The sequence below is a fragment of the Methanosarcina sp. MSH10X1 genome, assembly GCF_004099695.1.
Taxonomy (GTDB): domain Archaea; phylum Halobacteriota; class Methanosarcinia; order Methanosarcinales; family Methanosarcinaceae; genus Methanosarcina.
The window spans coordinates 94,023-111,993 of sequence record NZ_SCHL01000007.1; the positions used below are offsets into that span (position 1 = coordinate 94,023).

The 17,971-nt window shown below is 44.9% G+C and carries 12 protein-coding genes; 1 reads left to right on the plus strand and 11 read right to left on the minus strand.

Annotated elements, in window-relative coordinates; genetic code table 11:
- Positions 1 to 214: 214 nt before the first annotated feature.
- The 5 genes from mcrA to mcrB are packed head-to-tail and all read right to left on the minus strand — an operon-like array spanning position 215 to position 5,157.
- Positions 215 to 1,927 (minus strand): coenzyme-B sulfoethylthiotransferase subunit alpha, encoded by a 1,713-nt coding sequence (gene mcrA, locus EQO05_RS07925; protein ID WP_128505371.1) that lies wholly within the window; start codon positions 1,925 to 1,927, stop codon positions 215 to 217.
- A gap of 10 nt (positions 1,928 to 1,937) precedes the next feature.
- Positions 1,938 to 2,684, minus strand: coding sequence for a coenzyme-B sulfoethylthiotransferase subunit gamma (mcrG, locus tag EQO05_RS07930; RefSeq protein ID WP_128505373.1), 747 nt, complete (start codon positions 2,682 to 2,684; stop codon positions 1,938 to 1,940).
- A gap of 1 nt (position 2,685) precedes the next feature.
- Entirely contained in the window at positions 2,686 to 3,306 is a 621-nt protein-coding gene (mcrC, locus tag EQO05_RS07935) for a methyl-coenzyme M reductase I operon protein C (RefSeq protein ID WP_128505374.1), read from the minus strand.
- Positions 3,307 to 3,312: 6 nt separating this feature from the next.
- Positions 3,313 to 3,828, minus strand: a complete 516-nt coding sequence (mcrD, locus tag EQO05_RS07940) for a methyl-coenzyme M reductase operon protein D (protein WP_128505376.1) — start codon at positions 3,826 to 3,828, stop codon at positions 3,313 to 3,315.
- A gap of 24 nt (positions 3,829 to 3,852) precedes the next feature.
- Positions 3,853 to 5,157, minus strand: a complete 1,305-nt coding sequence (mcrB, locus tag EQO05_RS07945; RefSeq protein WP_128505378.1) for a coenzyme-B sulfoethylthiotransferase subunit beta — start codon at positions 5,155 to 5,157, stop codon at positions 3,853 to 3,855.
- Positions 5,158 to 5,575: 418 nt separating this feature from the next.
- Here mcrB and mmp10 point away from each other — a divergent pair, with 418 nt between their 5' ends.
- Positions 5,576 to 6,835 carry a methyl coenzyme M reductase-arginine methyltransferase Mmp10 gene (gene mmp10 / locus EQO05_RS07950; RefSeq protein WP_128505380.1) on the plus strand — a complete coding sequence of 420 codons (1,260 nt, stop codon included), beginning with the start codon at positions 5,576 to 5,578 and terminating at the stop codon, positions 6,833 to 6,835.
- Positions 6,836 to 7,178: 343 nt separating this feature from the next.
- On the opposite strand, the gene EQO05_RS07955 is transcribed toward mmp10, so the two are convergent.
- From EQO05_RS07955 to EQO05_RS07980, 6 genes are all read right to left on the minus strand, one after another.
- Positions 7,179 to 10,619: a DNA polymerase II large subunit gene (locus tag EQO05_RS07955; RefSeq protein ID WP_128505382.1), complete on the minus strand. Its 3,441-nt coding sequence runs from the start codon at positions 10,617 to 10,619 to the stop codon at positions 7,179 to 7,181.
- 33 nt (positions 10,620 to 10,652) lie between these two features.
- Positions 10,653 to 10,886 (minus strand): hypothetical protein, encoded by a 234-nt coding sequence (locus EQO05_RS07960; protein ID WP_128505384.1) that lies wholly within the window; start codon positions 10,884 to 10,886, stop codon positions 10,653 to 10,655.
- Positions 10,887 to 10,936: 50 nt separating this feature from the next.
- On the minus strand, positions 10,937 to 12,028 hold the full coding sequence (locus EQO05_RS07965) for an L-threonylcarbamoyladenylate synthase (RefSeq protein ID WP_128505386.1): 1,092 nt from the start codon (positions 12,026 to 12,028) through the stop codon (positions 10,937 to 10,939).
- Between the two features lie 47 nt (positions 12,029 to 12,075).
- Positions 12,076 to 13,362, minus strand: a complete 1,287-nt coding sequence (gene rbcL, locus EQO05_RS07970; RefSeq protein ID WP_128505388.1) for a type III ribulose-bisphosphate carboxylase — start codon at positions 13,360 to 13,362, stop codon at positions 12,076 to 12,078.
- 780 nt (positions 13,363 to 14,142) lie between these two features.
- On the minus strand, positions 14,143 to 15,255 hold the full coding sequence (locus EQO05_RS07975) for a DUF1646 family protein (protein WP_128505390.1): 1,113 nt from the start codon (positions 15,253 to 15,255) through the stop codon (positions 14,143 to 14,145).
- A 679-nt stretch (positions 15,256 to 15,934) separates the two neighbouring features.
- Positions 15,935 to 17,047, minus strand: a complete 1,113-nt coding sequence (locus EQO05_RS07980) for a DUF1646 family protein (RefSeq protein ID WP_128505392.1) — start codon at positions 17,045 to 17,047, stop codon at positions 15,935 to 15,937.
- Positions 17,048 to 17,971 lie beyond the last annotated feature (924 nt).

Sequence of the window (17,971 nt, forward strand, 5' to 3'; positions counted from 1 at the left end):
TGCATACGATTGAGTACAAGAAGAAAAAGAAAATTGAGAATTATATTCCTGACTCATTTTGCATGTGCACGGATAAAACTTAGAACAGCGGGACTTTTCGGGTGGGGTCCAGTACTTTCTGGAAGAATCTTACGAAAGAAAAGAGCGTAGAAAAAAAGAGAAAAAAAGCAGGCCCGAAGGCCTACTCTGTTTTAAAGTGTTTAATTTATTGAGTTTACTTTGCTGGAATGACGAGGGATCTCTCACCAGCAGGCACGAACTCTCTGATTGCACCGCGGCCGAACTCTCTCCTGGGTTCAGCGAAGTTGAAGGGCAGGAGGTCGTCAGCGAAGCAGATCTTGACGAGTGGGTTGACGGTGAATGCGTCTCCACGTCCGGAGTGAGCTGCCTGAGCGATACCTGCGTATCCGCCCTGGTGACCGACGTTCATTGCATAGTTGGGGTAGTTTGGACCACGGAGTTCGTCTGGGAGACCTTCGTCGCCCTGGTAGGACAGAACGTTTGTGGCACCGCACTGGTCCTGCAGGTCGAAACCGAAGAAGCCGAGTCTGCCCCATGCTTCCTTGTGCAGATACATGGAGAGGTACCAGCCTGAGAGACCGGCATTGGCGTTTGAGGTTGCGAGTGCAGTTGCGACACCGGCTGCGGCTGCGAGCACGGTTGCTCTCTGGGAACCACCAAAGTGGTCTTCAAGGGCAGTCGGGAATTTCTCGTAGGTCTCGATACCGTAGATTGTGGACTCGGTTGCGATGTCCTTTACGACTTCGAGGGTTGCCTTTACTTTGTTGTCCTTGCCGACATTTGCAGCACCGTTGTACTTGTCGTTGATGTAGTCAACATCGTAGTACACGTTGTTGTCGAGGATATCATCGGTGTATGCAGCTGTTGCATACTGTGTGAACCCGACACCACCGGACATATAGGATCCGAGCCAGATCTGGTCGTAAAGCATACAGCCTGCGCCGACAACTTCGAGAGCAATCTTTGCTGGGTCTTCGGAGGTGCGGCTTGTCTGGACGATGTCTGAGAGATGACCGAAGGAAAGTCCACCTGGCTCGTTTGGACCACGTGCACGCCTTGCTGGGAGCATTTCACCCATGGAGACCAGAGCTGCGTGCTTTGCAGCGAAGGAAAGGTCAGCAACGGCTGCTTCACCGGCGCACATTGAGTATGCGGAGATGAAGGACATACCGATCTGCATGGCTGCCCACCTGGAGGTCTGGGCACCGTCAGTTGTTCTGGAGACAATTGTTGGGATGTGGATTGCCTGCCAGGTAGTCTTGCCGATGGAGGCCCTGATCTGGGCTGCCTGTTCTTCAGAGAATTCCTTGTTGATGTCAATAAGGAACTGCTTGTCGATTTCGTCTGCAAGTGCGTCGTCACCTGTGAAGATCTTCACGTAGCAGTCGTCAACAAGAGCAGGGTGGGTTTCAACCATCATTTCCTGAACTACTGCTGCACCGGGCATTGCATGGTTAAGGACCTCAAGATAGTGGTTGATGGTTTCAGGGGTAACTTCCTTACCCAGCCTCTTCTCAAGGGTCTCGTGAGCCATGTCAAGACCGACAATACAGGTTCTCCTGATGTCGTCCCACATCTGCTGCATTGCAGCGTTGTTGACGTAGTGCAGGTCATCAGGTTCTGCGACGATGTCAGTGCCGGAGATAGTGTAAGGAGTGATTGCACGCTGACCGAGAGGAGCACCGGAGTGCATCATTGGGTTGTAGAATGCAACGCCTCTCTTCTCTGCGATTTCCTTACCAGCTTTGATCATTTCGGTCTTTCTTGCGTCCTGCTCAGGACCCAGTCTCAGGAATTTTGTGGTGTTGCTGGTAATATCGCCGCCACTCTGCTTGTTTGAACCAAATTCCTGGGCGAACTTGACTTCCATATCTTTTTTGAATTTAGAGAAAATATCTGCTGCCATTGTGGTCACCTCATTTCGGCTGGAATCCGTAAATTGTTCTCAGATCAAATATCCTCTGTACCCATTCAACGACTTCTGCATCGTCCCTGAAGGCTACATTGTCCACACGATAAATTGTGGTTCTCTTTGCGGCTTCCTCACTGGACATTGGCTTGCCGAGGTCTACTTTCCTGTCGAGTGGGATTGCAACCTGGTCCTTGTCCATAATGATAGTACCGCCTTCGAGTCTTCTCCTGTCGAGCATGTCGAACATTACACCGTCTTCCTGGAGACGGACAGAGTGACCGTGGACAGTTGCGCCACGCATCCCTGCGAGTGCGTGGTCTGTGATTTCGGTTTCCATCTGGACCTTTGCACACTGTTCCATGTCTCTTTCACGGGCTTCAACGATCTGACGGCCGGAAAGGGTACCTGGGTCTACACCTCTGAAATTGATTGCTGCAAAGTATGATCTGAAGTACGGGGTTGCAGGCGCGTTGTACATCGAGTCAGTGAACTGGACGTACCTGACCCTGTCACCGGCCTTTGCGCCTGGTGTAGCTTCAACATTCTCGCGGGTCGAGCATGCAGGCTCTCCCATCTCTGCAAGTGGCGGGTGGGTGCTTGGATAATCGCTCCCTGGGGCACGGTGCCCGAGAACTGCAGTTAAGTCTTCGTCTGAAATTTCCCTGAGTTTCTCAAGTTTTCCAGACATGTGATTTCTTCTGTTAGCGGCAACTGATGTTGCGCCTGGATAAAATTGTCTCTCGTAAGCCATCTCATGCAACTCCTTTATGATCTTCTAACTGGTCTAATGTAGTCTTGACGTATTTAACGATTAAATTTAGCTTGTCCCTGGGACAGGAATCACCGCGTGTAACTCCGCTCACCATATCCATAACAATTCCTTTTGTACGAATATTTTCATCCCTTGGCATCACTAATCTCGTCTTTATCCCTGCCTCTGCAAAATCCTCAAAATCTACCGGGATCTGGCTGACTACAATCGCCGGGATATTTGCCTGACTCAGGATTTCCCTGGCCTTTCTAATCACATGGTCCTTGATATTTCCGAGGTGAATAACAGCCAGTTTGTGCATTTCAATCTGTGCAACTTCTACCGGACTCAGTACAAAAGATCCGGTTCTCGTACCGGATTCAGGAATTCCGGAGCCTGAGTAGAGTACCAGCACACTGACCTGAATGTTTTCTTTCCTCATTCCGTATGTGATCTCACATACCGGTTTTGTGATATGCCTCTGTCCGGGACTCATGGCAATAGCTACGACCTCAGCACGGCCGGCTTCCGAGAGAGTGCCTCGCTGGGCAAGCCCTCCTCCTTTGCCAAGTCCGCCACCGCATCGGCAGTCAACTACCTGTGTTTCCCGATCGAACATCATATTTTTTCACTCATCTTCATCTTTTTTCTTTTCTTGCTTTTCTGGTTTCTCAATAAAGATGAGCTGGTCTATCCTGGCTTTAGGATCTACCATTCCAAATAACCGGGGATCTGCTTCAGGACCAAGTTTGGCATAGTCAGTTACAGTAGGCTTCTTTTTGAGGAAATGCCCTTCCCTGAATTCAAATGGGAACGAGAGCAATTTTTCGCATACTTCCCTGATCTGTTCTTTAGCTTCGGCGCTTGAAAGTTCAACCCTGATCCTGCCCACACAAATCTTCAATTCAATAATCTGATCTCCAATCTGAATAGGCTTTCTCAGTGGATGTTCCACTTTTTCCCCGGTGCCGGGGCCAGCACCCACCTTATCAGGCAGCCTGTTGCCCTGCACCATGACGCGGATTACCCCGTCCACCTTGTAAATCTCAGCCATGAGTTTCTGAGCTGTTTCAGGGGACAGGATTCTGCTGGGAAAAATTTCGATTTGAATAGAATCTTCAGTATTTGAAGCAGAGTCTGACATCGTTAGACCTTTTGAGTTATATGTTTAGAGTGCTCCTGCAACTGCTTTAATCGGCTCGCGGAATTCTGGTATTGCACCAAACACGTCGCCTATCAGGCCAGATGTTGATTCGATTGTGAACATCTGGGTACCTGCATCAAGAGCTACTGCTGCGCATACGCAGGGGATTGCGAATCCTCTGGAGTGTCTGGTAACTACGTGGTTACCGTTGAAGACACCAGGCCCACCGCCACCATAGATGGAGTGGCTGAAGAATGAGAATCCTACTGCGGTACCTTCTACTTTACCGTAGTCGCATCCTGGGAGACCGGTTTCCTTCTCAAGGATATCGTTGAAGTAGAGAAGAGTTGAGGAAACGTTCTGAGCTGCACGTCCTGCACCACAGTTCACAAGGGTGGCTGCAAGGGTACCGACTGCTGCACAGGCATTCCACATGGGAACGTCGTTTGCCTTATAGAAGTTGTATCCAGAAGGAGCTGTCTTGTCAACGGAGATAATACCGCCTTCAACTGCCCTGCGGACAACGGACTCGATAACGGTTCCAATGGTGCCGTCCTTACCGTTTTCCTTCACGATGTCATATAAAAGATTGTTGGCGTTAAGTCCCTGGTATGCAAGACCGAGGAGCTGATGTCTCTCGAACATACCGACTGCTCCACCCATCTCGAAGATACCAGCCTGTTCGTAGATAGAAGAGAGAGCTGATGCGTTCATTGCATTCCTGCTAGCGATTGCTGCAACGTGGTTGGCCATAATGTTCCTGAGGGAGAAGCCAAGACCTTCATTGTTCTGGGGGATGCTGAGAATGCCCTGAACTGCGCCTCCCATGAGATCCATTGTCTGTGGGTAGCTTCCCCAGACAGCTGCCTTTACTATGGGAGCGTCATACATGTCGGTTCCGAACATGTCAATAAGAGTCTGGGTAACTGCTGTTGCACCAACTGTGGTAGCGCCCATGTAGTCAGCGCCGGCAATCATTCTGGACTGTGGGGCCTGAATGAGAAGGCTCTTTCCGCCCTTAACGAGCTTTACTGCGGTATCGTCGCCTTCGTCGACCTGGACATACTTTTTAACACTTTCTGCAATTGCTTCAGCATTGCCAACTACATCATAGTTGAGTCCGCGGCCCAAGATCTGACGGCCCTTTCCGCCCATCTTGCCGCTGGCAAGTGCACCCTGAATACCTGCGAGGTTGACTGCGACGGACCTCTTGGTGTCCATGATGATCTTTTTAATTGCTGCGTTTCTTGTTGGAGCAAGGGACATTATATCGACATTGCTCTCGAGCAGTTTTCCTCTGTCGTCGTAGATGTCTACTGTGTCAGACACTTTAATTTCCTCCTTAATTTATTAAAATCATTTTGGGACTGGTCACCTACTAGAGTGCTTTTGCACTCAATAATCAAGTACCGCTTCGTTTTTAAGTGTCCACTTTCCCAATGAAATCTCATTCGTTTAGAAGGTACTTAAATCTTTTGTGTTCTCCGCTAGATGAATTCATGTATTTTTTTAAAATGGATTTTATTAATCTAAAATCTATTTTTGTATAATTATATAAAAAAACGATATCAATCGGTAGACCGATTTTTAACGTTACTTAAAGCCGTCAAAAATAAACAAAATTACATAGAAATATTTTTTTTTAAGACAATAGGAAACTGACGTAAATATTTTTAGTATGATATTCTGTCGCCTGAGAGTCATACCAAAAAGATTTAGTAATATCTTGGTAATACGAAAGTTTAATATGGAAGTAGTTGTCGATGTAGGTGGAAATCCAGGGGTAGACTGTAGAGGCTTTTGTAAATATTGCTATTTTAAAAAGGTAAAAGACGTTCAGCCTCTGGGCTGCAAGTACTGTCTACCGTTTAAAAAAGGATGTGACTACTGCACACGCAGTGTGAAGGAATCATATTCAGGTTTCAAGCCCCTTCAAGTTGTACTGGAGGAAACTGCAAGAAAACTTTATTTCGCAAACGGCGAGATAAAAAAATTCACTATCAGCGGGGGAGGCGATTTAAGCTGCTACCCGGAGCTGAAAAATCTAGTCGCTTTCCTATCTCAATTCGGAACTTCTATACATCTCGGATATACAAGCGGAAAGGGCTTTAGCAAGCCTGATGATGCTCTTTTCTACATAGATCACGGAGTCACAGAAGTGAGTTTTACGGTCTTTGCAACCGATCCGGCTTTAAGAGCTGAGTATATGAAAGACCCGGAGCCCGAAGCCTCCCTACAGGTTCTTCGGGATTTCTGTACTCATTGCAATGTTTATGGGGCTATCGTGCTCATTCCAGGGGTAAATGACGGAGAAGTGCTTGAGAAAACCCTCAGTGACCTGGAAACTATGGGTGCAAAGGGAGCTATCCTGATGAGATTTGCAAACTTTCCGGAAAACGGCCTTATCCTCAATAACGCCCCTATCATTCCGGGTATAACTCCACATACTGTCCAAGAATTCACAGAACTGGTGCGGAATTCCGCATCAAAGCACCTCTCTATGAGGATTACAGGAACCCCGCTTGAAGATCCTCTGATTGGTTCTCCTTTCGCAATCCGGAACATTCCCGGCGCCCTTGAAAGACTTCCGAGAATCATAAAAAAAGCGACTATCATAACAGGCCAGGTAGCAGCCCCAAGACTAAGGGAAATTCTTGAAGCTCTTGGAGATTCCGTGAATGTCGTCGCTCTGGAAAAAGATATTGGATGCCTCATTACTATTGAAGACCTCAGGAAAATGGATCTGTCCGAAGTGAGCGAGACTGTTTTTATCCCTGGAAGATCCTTTGCTCACGATATGGAAGTTAAAGAAGCTCTCAAGAGGGACGGGATTGACAGGCTTTTCCGCAGGGGTCCTGAGCGCCTTTCCGTAGACGGGGAGATGTCAATCGGGATGAGCAGAGAAGAAGTTATTGAGCTGGAGATTGAAAACTTTACTGAACTTATAGAGCAGATTAATTCTCTTGGGCTACCTGTGGAGAAATCAGAGTATAATTCTTATAATTAAAACCATCCTGACCTGAGGAAAAATACCATAACCACATAAAAAAAAGTGCTCAGTAGGAGATACAGATAATCAAACAGATAATATAAAAATAGCCCTGTAATTATATAATTACTCGAAACAGGTATAGAACATTGTTAGATCTGATAAGGTTTATTTTTCCCTACAGGAAACAATCAAAGCCTGAAGATCGCCTCTCCCAAGAAAAAAATAGCACTGTCAGCAGTAAAATTAGAGAACTAATTAATAAATACTTCTGCCTTTTTAGCCTCTAAAACTGCCCTGCCACCTTTCAATCCATAAATGTAATATTTTTTTAATTGTTGATCTTTTCTTTTACCCGTTCTCAACGCACTGACCCGGACATGAAATCCGAAAGTCCCAGTTGTTTAACCCTGTGGTTTTCAAATAGAGAGCATATATCTTTATCAAGAAGTTCAATTCTCTGTCGGGTATAACTGGAAACCCCATATCTTTCGCCGATCTCTTTTGAAATCTCAAGATATTTACGGACAGCTCCTTCGTGTACAGTCAGCACTACATTCCCTCCGCACTTAGGACAGGCTCCGGTTAACGGAGGACGCCGGAATTTCTCTCCGCACTTTATACAGCGCATCCGCTGCCTGGAAAAGGAGCGTAAATTCCCTAGAAGATCCGGAAGGAAATGAGATTTGAGGACTCTTTCAGCCACATCCGGAGCGTCAACTGCCCTTATCTTATTCGCCAGGGAAAGTTGAGCTTCCATTTTCTCGATCATGCTCCCCAGAGTCTTATACGAAGAGTTGAGCGGGCCTGCAGCAATATCCGTAGTATCATGCGTAAACATAAAATGCTCATACTGCTCCGGCGTTCCAAGTCGGCTACTGACCAGGTCCATAATACCCTCAAGCTCCGTGGGATTTTTGATCTCCTGAGTAGCCCTGTAGAACGCCAGGGGGTACCTTGCAGGCACGTCTATATTATGCGCTTCCTTATCTACCTCTTTGGGGTCGATCCTGGTAGTAAGCACAAGAGGAGCATCCATTTTTCCACCCCTCTTATCCGGAAGATAAGACCTCGAGAAATTTAGAATTCCATCCATGAGAAGCATTATGCAGTCTTCGTCGCCATCGCAATTCCTTCGTTTTGAAGCATGAAAAAAAGGGTGAGCATAGCCTACCGATGCTTTCGTGAACCCTATCAAGCGCCCCAGCACGCCTGCTGAGGTATGCGGAGCAAGTCCTATAAGCAGCACACCTACCAGGTCCTGAATTGTTTCAGCATTATAGTAGGGCTCAACCCTGTAATATTTAACAAGCAGATCGTCTACGTATTGTGCCGTACGCAGCATATATTCACCCCCATCATAAGAGATCACAAGATCCTGAACCTTCAGGCAGACAATCTGATCATCCCTTTCCAGGGGGTTTCCATAAATATCCTCAAGATAACCGAGGTCCCGGAGTTTGACCGCAGTTATCCCTATCTCATCAGCCCTGATATGTGTAAGCGGAATATCTGACATGTCATAGCGGACAGTCCCATCTTTAAAAATATAGACATTATGTTTCGCCCGTAAAATTCCCTTTTCCAGAGGTTCGGGAGTCATCTGCCCATTCATGAGCCGTTTTACGCCCTTGATGAGGTCAATTTTTTCTCTCTCCCCTACGTTTTCAAAAGCCTGCTTGTAGATGGAACGAAAATCCAGTTTGACATTTGCAACGGAATTCGGTTTTCTTCCGCACTTTGGGCAGGTTTCAGCACCCCGGACCTCAATTTTACAGCGAGGGCAGAAAAGTTTGGGATGGGTATACTCTCCGCAGTCACAGCGCCAGAAATAAGTCTCTTTCCCGCAGCCAGGACATTCCCTGAGTCCGAGCTCCACTTCAATTTCGCCTATTTTCCCATTCATGGAAGCCGTGTAGTCTGAAGCAGATACAAGATTCCGTGTAATTCCTCCGGCATTGCTTATCGGAAAAAGAACCTGAGCTGCAGGAGACATTTTTCGCAGGTCGGACTTTTCGGGTCTTCCCATCCTTGCCCCTATTCTCGAAGGCGCCCTCGGGAAAACCTTAAGTCCACTTAAAAGAGCGGCAGCTTCAACCATGTCTTCGGTATCAGGCATCCGGGATTTTTCTTTAAGATAGCAGTCAAACCCAAGACAGAAAACAAAAGGAAGAGCTCCTTCAATCAGGATGGTTTCAGTTTCTACCTTATGGAGCACAAGGAGTTTTTCAAGTACAAATTTAATACCATTTTCCAGGCAGGTTTTAAGAGGTAACCTGAGAATCCCGCGTTCAATCGAAAAATCCCCTTTTTCAGCCACGAATTCTCTTAAAGCTTCAAATTCAGTTCGGTTTATGTCGTGCCAGAGATACGTAAATTTCGGGTGTAAAGGAATACCATATTCCTCCGCAAGCCTGAGAGCCAGCGCCACAGGCGGGTTTTTTAGTTCATCTTCGGGTATTGCCTCATGACAGGCTGCTTCATAGTCATAGCGCCACCACTCAAAAACATAAGGAGAAGGCATAAGAGGATGGTTATTTTCCAGAAAATCTCCAAAATTAATCAGGATTTCCCCGATATCTACTATTACTTCGACCTGCGAGCGAAGTTCGTAGGCATCTTTTATATTATCTATACGGACAAGGTCTCCGGAAAGAAGACGCACAGTAGGTCCTTCTATCGAGTCTACGGCAGACATTGCTGCGGCTTTTCCAGGCCTTTCGACCTTGAGTTGAGTCCCGTTGGAAATAAAATCGTCAAGCAAAACCATAGAAGAGGGATTTATTCCTGCAGATGCAAACGAGGTATTTCTGGAGCGCCCATAGCGGAGCCTGAACCCGCCTGGCCTTGAGGGATGGGAAAAGACCGGCCTGCCTGCAATAAGATCTCTTATATATTTGTCCTTAGGCTTAATCTTGTTTTTCTGCTCATTTTCTTCGTCGCCTTCGCCTTTCGCACCCCCTATGAGGGTTTCCAGCCAGTCCCACCCATCCATATTTAACTTATTAACATGTTTCTTTACTTTAGGTGCTTTAAGGGCAAGCCCTTCGGCAAGTACGAGACACATTCCTCCTCTGACGCGGTTTGTCCCTATTCTTTCCAGGTCCCTGTGCCCTTCGACCTCGGCATCTTCAGTTGGGTCGCCATCAATACAGACAGGACAATTCTTAACTATCAGGCGGATTTCATCTTCCGAGGGCGTGTATTGCAGGCTTGCAACTCTTTTGTAAAGCAGGATCTCTTCCACATAACGCTCTACTTCCTCAGGTCTTGGCTTGTAGCGGTCAATTCCTATCCCGCGCCTTACATAGTCTCCAACGAGTACGGAAAGAGCCTGGGCTGTCCCGCCTGCACTTCGGATTGGACCGGAATAAAAAATCCGGATATACTGCGAACCATCGTCATTCTTTCCAAGTTCGACCTTATCAATTCCTTCAATCGGAGCTGCAACCACGCCTTCCGTGAGGGTTGCCATAGAGACCCGGATCGCAGCTTCAACTGCGTCTTTTTTTGTTGTGAAGTTTCCCACTTCCCCTTCGGCTACCTGGCGTCCGATTTCAAGAGCAGCTTCTTCTCTGGACATCCTTAGCTCAAGTTCGCGGATCTTTGCAGCGACTCCTTCTACTCCAATAAGGTTTTCAACCCTATCCGCAAGGTCCTTGGCAAGGGGAATCTCTACAATGGGTTTTGGGTCTCCTCCACGAGCTCGAGCTTTATTTGCAATCTCTATGGCATCTTTGAGTCTTGCTTCAAGCTCGTCGAAGTATTCATGCATTTCCTTACTTGCAATCGTTTCGCCCATTTAAAAGCTCCTCTAAAAAATAAAAATCAGTGTTTATCTCTGCTTGCGAAGAGACCCGGATGCGATAATGCCTGATATTGCGGTTACAAAAAGAACAAACATACCGGTCCAGAGGAGATAGCTTCCTGCCTTTTCCATACCTAAAATTGTTAAAAGCAGTCCTGCAGCCAGCACTACAAGGTTAATTTTGTTTACTCTCTTATTTTTGTCTGCAACTTTTTTATAAGCCCGCATTTTCTCCAGATTTTCCTTTTTTTCTGCTTTCAAAATCATCCCTCTCAAATATTTAATTGAATCTCAAATCTGCACAATTGAGCTTAAACAACAAAGCTTGTTGAAGAAGCTTCCCTGAGCCGGTTAATGAGTGCTTCCCCAAGCCCGGAACGGTTGAAAGACCCATCAGCCACAATTACGTCCAGCCCTTTCCTATCAAGCTTTCTGAGCCCTTCAAAGAGTTTCCCTGCAGCCACTCCCGGATCTTCTCTGGACCCCAGCAAAAAGCACTCATCCGGGCTCAACTTTCTCAAAGCGAAGAAAGCTGCAGTTTCCTCACTGAGAAGAAAACCGACTTTCTGCCCTTCACTCCTATATTTTCCAAGTAATTTGACAAATTCATCCGAAACCAGTTTACCTTCTCCTTCAACCAGCACGACCTCTGTATCAGGGGTATAATGCCCGTATTTCTGACCTGCCTTTTTTTCCGAAAGGTCAGTTTCATCCTTTGCTTGGCTACCTTTGTATCCTGACCTGACCTTTCCTATGATACTCTCAAGCGCTTCAGTGCTGACGGCACCTGGCCTGAGCACAACTGGCGGCTCGACAGTCATATCGATCACAGTAGATTCAAGCCCTATGTCAGCCTTCCCTCCGTCAAGAATTGCATCAATCCTGCCTGTAAGGTCCGATATGACATGGGCTGCAAGGCTAGGGCTGGGCTTTCCTGACAGGTTGGCACTGGGAGCAGCAAGAGGAATGCCTGCCCTTTTTATGAGTTCCAGAGGAATTCTATGATCAGGCATACGGACTCCTATCGATTGCAGGTTACCTGAGGTGATGTCGGGAACAATATTGTTTTTTTCCAAAATAATCGTAAGAGGGCCGGGCCAGAAAGCATCCATTAACCTGAAAGCAGTCTCCGGAACATTTTTTGCTACCCTCTTAACATCTTCCCTTGAATGGACGAGCAGGCTAAGGGGATTTCCCGGAGGACGCTCTTTTGCCTCGAAGATCTTCAGGACTGCCCCGGGATTCAGGCCGTTAGCTCCAAGCCCGTAAACCGTCTCAGTAGGGAAGGCTACAGTTCCACCGCTCTTGATTATTTCTGCCGCCCTATCAAGGACGGAATCAAAGTTCTCTTTGGAAACCCGGAAAACCAGGGTCTTTACTCTATTTCCGTTTTCTGCCTGCACAGAGGGTAGGCTCCTTTCAGATTGTTATTCCTGCTGTTTTTTCCGGCTTATTTTTTCAGCCATTTATCGAGGGCAACTTCAAGCTCTCTGTGGTCTTTTGCATATTCTTGCAGGCTAACTCCCTCAAGGGTAGCCTCAAGTGCCTGCCTGCAGGCAGTAGCTCCGGCTGCCGTGCCCATAGGGTGGGCATGAATTCCGCCGCCGAATTGCATAATAACATCCCTTCCGAAGATAGAGTACAGGTCAGGAATCATAGTAGGGGCAAGCCCTCCGGAAGCAACCGGGAACATGGGCTTTAACCCTCCCCAGTCCTGGGCGAGGATATGCTGGCTTTCATCTGCAGGCACCCTGTCGAGTACGCACTCATCCCTGAGATTCAGAACCTCGTGCTTTTCTCCGTGCATCTTCCCGACAACCGTGCCTATGTGAAGCTGGTCAAGCCCGATCAACCTGCAAAGCTTGGCAACTACAAGCATGCTTATCCCGTGGCGCGGATTCCGGGTATAGGCTGAGTGCATGCAGCGGTGGGCGTGAAGTGCCAGGTCAATATCTTCAGCTTCTTCCCTGAGGGTCTGAAGCGCAGTCCAGCCTACGGGCACAACATCAATCATTGCATAGCGCGCGCCCATGTCTTTAAGGATATTCATGCGGCGGATCATCTCCTTACAGGTTGGGGCAGTAATGTTGCAGAGATACATTTTGCGCTCTCCGGTTTCAGCTTCTGCCTTTTCTGCAAGTTTGAGGGTGAGTTCGGTTCTCTTTTCAAAGCTGTTAAACTTCTGATCCGTCAGGTTCTCATCATCTTTCACAAGGTCGCAGCCTCCTGCAAAGGAGTTGTAAGCAACCTCGGCGTGTTTTTCAGAGGTCAACCCCACTTTCGGCTTGACAATGGTTCCTATGAGAGGCCTGTTCTGCACACCTGTAAGTTTCCTGATCCCTAGCAACCCGAATTTGGGTCCTCTGAACTCACGGAGCATCGACTTCGGGAAAGCAATATCCTGCAGCCTTAGATTATCAACGACCTTCATGCTAAGGATATTTCCTGCGACTGCACTGAGAACCTGCGGGACCGACCCCAGTTCAAAGAGTTCTTCGGAATAAGCCACCCTTACAGTCTGCGCCTCCTCGTCCGCGAAAAAAACATGAGGCTTCAACCTGGATGCAAGTTCGGGACTTAGAGTGGCAATTTCGGTCCAGGAGTCTATAGAGCTTTCTCCTGCCAGATGGGTTGCAGCTTCCTCAAAATTGACTCCTGTCGACGGCTCGATATGAAATTCACAGATAAGATCAGTGTCCTTCGGGCTATAGCCCGTGTCTATATAGTCCCTTTGCATTGTCTTCCTCCTCACTAAAGTAAGTTAATCTCCAGATAGAATAAGTAAGGTAGAATTGATAATCCTGATTGAAGGAAGTAACTGAACATAAATAAAAACTTGTTTAATTGAATAGAGCGAACCCGGGTAGAAGAACGGAAAGTCATGGCGAAAGGGCATATAAGGAATCCTTTGAAATCCAGGCGAAAAAGCAGGAGATATAAGCTTCAGAGAAAGCAGGAATCCTAAAGCCTTTATAGCTCATTTAAAAATAGATCTCAAACGCCTTAAATTAAAATGCTCTCATACACCATGCAAGTAACTGGATAATTTTGCGATAAATATAAAATGGAAGAACTGGAACCGCAATGAACTAAATTGACTGTAGAAACAGGCAGAAAAGCGACAATTGGATTTAACTAAATTCAAGGTAGAATTTTCCGACTGGAAAAATCTGGTCACCCCTAAAATAAGGCAACAATCATATCCGCAATGGAATAATTACATGCATCATGGAAATTACATCCATCATGGAAATTACATCCATCATGGAAATTACATCCATCATGGAATAATCATATGCATGTTGTAATGTTGCATTATTCGAAGAGGTGACGATCTTCAACGTTTTTGCTCTCCGTTTTTATGGAGTTTAGTGGATCTCTTGAGTTTATTTTTCGTATCTGGCTAATTTCATAAATTCTCGGTATATCCTGAGACTTTTTCGCATGCATTCAAAATTGCTATTTGGCTGGATTGCTGTACGGGTTAGATGCACTGGTTAAACGAGCACATTTTGAATCAGATATTGAGTACAAACAATACAACGAAATAGATAGCCATCGAGACAAGTCCGAGAGGTAATCCAAGCCTTGCCCATTCCTTGCTGGTTATACCGAGTTTGCTCGCAGAGATAATGTTCGGGATATTTCCAGGGATCAGCATTCCGCCTGATATTAGAAGCCCCATGAGGATGCTTTTAATCTGGAACTCGCTAAGAGCAGGTCCGATCTCTGCAGCTGCCAGGGTTGCGTTGTCAAGGACAGCCGAAACCATATTAATCCAGTAGAGAGCCACAGATGGAATCTGGATGAAGTATTCAAGAATAATGGGCTTGAAACCTTCTCCGAGCAACACGAGTGCTGCGATAAACACGTAGACTTTAACAGCTCTCATTATGACGTCTTTTACGGTCTCGTTATAGTCTGCTGATTCCATTTCATGCGCTTTTGGATCGGCTTTTCCAAGGAAAAACACTCCAATAATACCAAATGCAAGGATACCTGGGAAAATGTAGATGCCAAGCATGTTGAATAAGAAATCAAACCCTGCATAGTAAGGTGCACCGGATAGTTTTGAAACTGCTATTGTTGAAAGCGGTTCTCCGAGGGGGGTAAGTGCCGCACCGAGCCCGATTGAGAAACATGCAACGATTGTAAGGTCTATTTTGGACCTCCGTGAGAGAGGCATTGCATTGACTACCTCAACAAGAATAATTGCTGCAAGGATGGCCGACATCACACTGGATGATAAGCCAAGGACAACAATTAGAAGAAAGCCTAAAACTTTAACAGAAAGTATGTCGGTTAATTTTCTGATTACTTTGTGAATCGGAGCATGCCATTTGTAGATAAGCAAGCCTACAACCAGCACGATCTGGAATATGCCGATTGGAATGCCGGCTATATCTCCAACATGTAATGGCGCGGTCAATGCTTCTTCGATTATCTCCGCACTCCAGCCTGTTTCTATGCCCGGAATCCGGGCAAAGCCTGACAGGGTCATTGCAAGCACTCCACAAATAAGCAGGAATACTTCCAGATTTTCTTCAATAGTGTGTATCTTAAAAGGCCCAAATAATACGGCCAAGAAGATTACAAGAAATCCAATTAAAACTCCTAGATCAAGAGCCATTACTTTTTCCTCCTCTGGTAAATTCTGGTTTATGGACTGCCGGGGGAGATTTATTTACTGTTAAACATTACAAAGTCTCGAATGTCTGGGCATTCAGATGACCTGTTTTATCATTTATTATCTTATAATATATGATTATATAATATATTTATTCCGTCTATATTCAATTTAGCGGCCTGGCATTTGAAAAAAAAGTAAAGCTTGGTTTCGATTGCTAGCTTCTCAAAAATACATATTCCCGCGTTAATAAACCATGATCATGAACTGAATTTTTAGGAACAAGAATTTATTAAGCTGTCATATATCATCAATAATCATTCTCGTTGATAAGCTACACTACTGACAAATGAATTGAAAGGCGCACAAGAATCCAATTAAAAAAGTGGTATAGTCTTCAAATTCAAGGGAGAACTTCGAATTAAAAGATATGAGAACTCTGGAATATTTAAGGAATCAAAAAGGTCTCTTTAATATATTTTTCCGAGCTGGCTAAATTCTCAAAGTACCAGTAGATTCTTAAACGTTTTTCCTATCGAATTTGAAGAAAATATTGTAAGATAAATTAATTTTATATTGTTTTGAAAGGTGTGATTTTGTTTCAAAACCCAGTGATTATTAATTTTATTATTACTGGATTTTGAAACATAATCTACCTCAGGCAAATGGTCAAATTTTGAGCTTATATTCCAAGCACAAAAATAATGACGAAATAGATAGCCATCGAGATCAGACCAAGAGGCACTCCGAGTCTTGCCCATTCCTTGCTGGTAATACCAAGTTTACCTGCGGAAATGATGTTCGGGATATTTCCTGGGATCAGCATTCCACCTGCAATCAAAAGTCCCATAAGGATACTCTTAATCTGGAGTTCGCTAAGGGCAGGTCCTATCTCAGCAGCTGCCAGAGTAGCATTATCAAGAATGGCCGAAACCATATTAACCCAATAAAGAATACCTGAAGGAATCTGGATAAAGTATTCAAGTATAATAGGCTTGAAACCTTCTCCGAGCAACACGAGCGCTGCGATAAATACGTAAACCTTAACAGCTCTCATTATGACATCCTTCACGGTCTCGTTATAATCGGCGGCTGCCATTCCCTGGTCTTTTGGACTGACTTTTCCGAGGAAAAACATTCCAATGATACCATATGCAAGGATACCTGGGAAGATGTATTTGCCAAGCATATCAAGTAAGAAAGTGAATCCTGCATGATAAGGTTCACCCGCTAGTTTTGAGATGGCGATTGTTGAAAGAGGTTCTCCGAGGGGGGTAAGTGCCGCACCGAGTCCGATTGAGAAACATGCAACGATTGTAAGGTCTATCTTGGACTTTCGCGAGAGAGGCATTGCATTAACAACTTCAACAAGAATAATTGACGCAAGAATAGCCGACATCACACTGGAAGATAAACCAAGAACGACAATAAGAAGAAAACCTAAAACTTTAACAGAAAGCATGTCAGTTAATTTTCTGATTACTTTGTGAATCGGAGCATGCCATTTGTAGATAATCAAACCTACAACCAGCACGATCTGGAATATGCCGATTGGAATACCAGCTATGTCTCCGACATGCAGCGGCGCAGTCAATGATTCCATAATTATCTCTGAATTCCAGCCCATCTCTTCGCCTGGAATTTCGGTAAAACCTGAAAGAGTCATTGCTGCTATTCCGCACACAAGCAGAAATGGTTCCAGATTTTCCTCAATAACGTGTATCTTAAAGGGCCCTAGTAATACGGCCAGGAATATTACAAGATATCCGATTAAAACTCCTACTTCAAGAGCCATTACTTTTTTCCTCCTTTAATATTATGCTAGACTATAAAAGCCTGAAAAACTTACTGTTAAACAGTGTTAGAGCCTAGAATGTTTTAGTCTTATAAAGATTACTCTATTTATTCTTTGATAATATATTATCCTTAATATTCAATTAAATCTTTATATTTTTTACAAACAACATTATTTACTTTTTGTTGGGAACTTTGCCCAGACGCATTTTTTGTTATTGGCAGAAATTACTTTCGGTTCAAAATCCTATAAAATCGTGCAGCTTTACACTATTTCATGTCTCCAGCCAGTTTGTTAAATAGTTTTATCTGTAATCGTTGACATTGAGTACAAAAATTTTAGTTTAAGCTTAATCCAGACAGGAAGAGACAATATAGTGTTTTTGATGCCTACTTAGAGGGAGGATTTAAATCACTCCATACTTCGTGATAGATTTTAATCGTGTATCTCTGGAGAAGTTGTCTCAGGCTTCGGGAGAGATAAATTATTTCTTTGTTCTTTTTGCATTTAGGAAACTCCTGCCTGATTGCGAACTGCAGGCTTCACAGAACAAAGAAAAAGACCCGCTAAATTTAAGAGAAAAAGCGATTAAAGCTTGGTAATGTTTTAAAAAAAATCCGAAAGATGATCTGGCAATATTAAGACGCAAAATGAAAATTGTAAATAAAATATCAATTCCTATCATAATATAGAAAAATCACAATTGGAGAGCAGTATTAATAAAATTAATCTAATAAATAGTATCTTCTTCAAATTCAGGGGAGAACTCTCCAGCTAAAAGTATGGGAATTTTGCCACTGAAAATAAGTTAAGTAGCCTTATGAGTACGTTTTTTAATTTGGCTAAGTGCTCAAATTTTAGCAAATCGGTGAAATTTGTTTCCTCCCGGATTTGAAGAAAATACGATAAAATTGCAATAGTTTT

Bases quoted from the DNA above. Each gene is read 5' to 3' on its own strand.
- mmp10 (WP_128505380.1), top strand. From the start codon at position 5,576: ATGGAAGTAGTTGTCGATGTAGGTGGAAATCCAGGGGTAGACTGTAGA.
- mcrC (WP_128505374.1), bottom strand. From the start codon at position 3,306: ATGATGTTCGATCGGGAAACACAGGTAGTTGACTGCCGATGCGGTGGC.
- EQO05_RS07980 (WP_128505392.1), bottom strand. From the start codon at position 17,047: ATGGCTCTTGAAGTAGGAGTTTTAATCGGATATCTTGTAATATTCCTG.
- rbcL (WP_128505388.1), bottom strand. From the start codon at position 13,362: ATGCAAAGGGACTATATAGACACGGGCTATAGCCCGAAGGACACTGAT.
- mcrG (WP_128505373.1), bottom strand. From the start codon at position 2,684: ATGGCTTACGAGAGACAATTTTATCCAGGCGCAACATCAGTTGCCGCT.
- mcrA (WP_128505371.1), bottom strand. From the start codon at position 1,927: ATGGCAGCAGATATTTTCTCTAAATTCAAAAAAGATATGGAAGTCAAG.
- mcrD (WP_128505376.1), bottom strand. From the start codon at position 3,828: ATGTCAGACTCTGCTTCAAATACTGAAGATTCTATTCAAATCGAAATT.
- EQO05_RS07975 (WP_128505390.1), bottom strand. From the start codon at position 15,255: ATGGCTCTTGATCTAGGAGTTTTAATTGGATTTCTTGTAATCTTCTTG.
- EQO05_RS07955 (WP_128505382.1), bottom strand. From the start codon at position 10,619: ATGGGCGAAACGATTGCAAGTAAGGAAATGCATGAATACTTCGACGAG.